This is a genomic window from Deinococcus detaillensis, assembly GCF_007280555.1.
GTDB classification, from domain to species: domain Bacteria; phylum Deinococcota; class Deinococci; order Deinococcales; family Deinococcaceae; genus Deinococcus; species Deinococcus detaillensis.
Genome location: NZ_VKDB01000073.1, coordinates 1 through 2,071, shown reverse-complemented (window position 1 = coordinate 2,071; position 2,071 = coordinate 1). Strand labels below are relative to the sequence as shown.

The following is a 2,071-nucleotide window of genomic DNA, read 5'->3' as shown; positions in this document are numbered from 1 at the left end:
GCGCAGGGTGCTGACATACACGTCAATCACTTTATGCTCCACGCTTCCCTCGCCGCGCCACAGCCGCTCAATAATCTCGTCCCTTCCAAACGCCCGGCCCGGATTCATCACGAACAGCTCCAGCAGGGCGAACTCCCGGCGCGTTAAATCAGCCCGCACGCCTGCCGCGTAGACTTCACGCGCTCCCAAGTCCATCATCCAGCCTTTTGGCAGCGGCACCGCATTCTGGGTGTTGCCGCTGGCCCGCCGCAGCAGGGCGCGGATTCTGGCCCGCAGCTCGGTGAAGGCAAACGGCTTGGTCAGGTAATCGTCGCCGCCGGCTTCCAGGCCGGTGACGCGGTCTTCCACGGTGCCGCGTGCGGTGAGGTACAAAATCGGAATCTTGTTGCCCGAGTCCCGCAGCCGCTCACCGAGCTGGTAGCCCGCGTCGATGCCTTCGGGCAGCATCACGTCCAGAATCAGCAGGGCGTAGGGAAACAGTTGGGCCAGCGGTTCGCCTTCGGCGGCGCTGGCGGCGAGGTCACATTCATAGCCTTCTTCGGTCAGGCCGTCGCTGAGCAGCTCGGCAATGTGTGGGTCGTCCTCGACAATTAGCAGCCTCATGAGCTGGGCTGCCCCGATCTGTGATTGGCCATGATGCTGTAGACGCCCAGCACCCACGCCAGCCCCGAGAGCCAGCCGCACAGTACGTCGGTGGGGTAATGAACGCCCAGATAAAGGCGCGACAGCCCGACGCTCAGGGTAAACAGTACGCCCAGCACCAAAACCAGCAGGCGGTAAGGGGTACGCCACGACATCAAGATGAGGGCCACCACGAAGGCCATGCTGTACATGCTGTGGCCGCTGGGAAAGCTGGCATCGCTTTCCTGAACAAGTCTGGGCCACAGCTCAGGGCGGGCGCGGTGAAAGACCAGCTTCATGATGACGTTGAGCGCCGCTGCGCCGCCGACCGATAAGGCCCAGAAGTAAGCGAGCGAGCGGTATTTCCACCACAAGAACGCCAGAATCACCGCGCTGAGCGGGGCAATTACACTGACGCCGCCGACGGTGGTGAACATCAGGGCCAGGCGGTCTAGGCTGGGCGTGGCGAAAGAATGAATCCACAGCAGCAGCGGCGTCTCGAAGGCGAAACGGGCTTTTTCCACCAAGTCCTCGGCCACCACGCCGACGATCAGCAGCGGAATCAGAATGCCGATCAGCAGCCGCAGGAGTTGAGCGGGGCGGGCAGTGCGGGCGCGGGTGAGCAAGGTAGCCATGACAACAGCTTGACAAACAAAGGTATAAAAACGGTATAGCGCTGGGGGAGAGGAAGGGAAACGAGAAAAAAGCGCTCCCACTGGGAGCGCCTCTCTTACGGGGGGAATGCGAGGAAGGTTAGTCGCTGGTTTCGCTGCCGCTCTCCATTCCGGTGTCTTCAGTATCAGCGGCACTTTGACCTAACACTTGGCCGTTGCCGGCGTCCACCATGACTTCCATGTTGCCAATCTTAACTGCGTACACCAAGAAACCGTCTTGGTCTTCGAGCGTCACGCTGTTGACTGCGCCGGGTACTTTGGCCTGCGCGGCAGCGCTGGCCTGCGCGGCACTGATCTTGGCGAGAGCTTGATACTGGCTTTGCTCCTGAGCGTCCGGCACTTCGGCTCCAGCGGCCTCGGCGGGCAGGGCAATACTGCCTTTGATGGTGGCTTCTTGGGTGTCAGGGCCGTCGTTGGTTTCGGTGTCGGCCATTTCAGGTTTGGTGGGCTGGGCAGCTTGGGCAAGGGTCATCGTCTTGGAGGGACTGCTTGCAGTCTGGGCGAAAGCGTATCCGGCCAGCAGCGCGGCGAGGGCGGTCAAGACGGTGAGGGACAGCAGGGCGTTCTTGGTTGGCTTGTTCATGGGGTGTTCTCCTTGTGACGCGAAGGTGTCTTTTCGCGTAGGCCCAAGGTAGAACATGTTGGTATAAACGCCGTATAGCACGGTAAAGAGAAGGTATAGAGCACTAATCCGCTGGAGTCAGCGCTTCACTTTGCGCAGAAGAACGGCCTTTATGCGCCGCGCTGACCAGCACGAAGACCAAGATTAAACCGCT

Annotated in this window: 3 protein-coding genes; all 3 read right to left on the bottom strand. The window is 60.9% G+C overall.

Annotated elements, in window-relative coordinates:
• Nucleotides 1-603: response regulator transcription factor (locus FNU79_RS18850; RefSeq protein ID WP_143722326.1), on the bottom strand; the 603-nt coding region annotated here is incomplete at its 3' end.
• The gene (locus FNU79_RS18845; protein WP_225430217.1) at nucleotides 600-1,256 is read right to left on the bottom strand and encodes a phosphatase PAP2 family protein; all 657 of its coding nucleotides are present in this window, start codon (nucleotides 1,254-1,256) and stop codon (nucleotides 600-602) included. The genes FNU79_RS18850 and FNU79_RS18845, both read right to left, overlap by 4 nt.
• Before the next feature lie 118 nt (nucleotides 1,257-1,374).
• Nucleotides 1,375-1,878, bottom strand: a complete 504-nt coding sequence (locus tag FNU79_RS18840) for a PepSY domain-containing protein (protein WP_143722325.1) — start codon at nucleotides 1,876-1,878, stop codon at nucleotides 1,375-1,377.
• Nucleotides 1,879-2,071 lie beyond the last annotated feature (193 nt).

Bases quoted from the DNA above. Each gene is read 5' to 3' on its own strand.
- FNU79_RS18845 (WP_225430217.1), bottom strand. From the start codon at position 1,256: ATGGCTACCTTGCTCACCCGCGCCCGCACTGCCCGCCCCGCTCAACTC.
- FNU79_RS18840 (WP_143722325.1), bottom strand. From the start codon at position 1,878: ATGAACAAGCCAACCAAGAACGCCCTGCTGTCCCTCACCGTCTTGACC.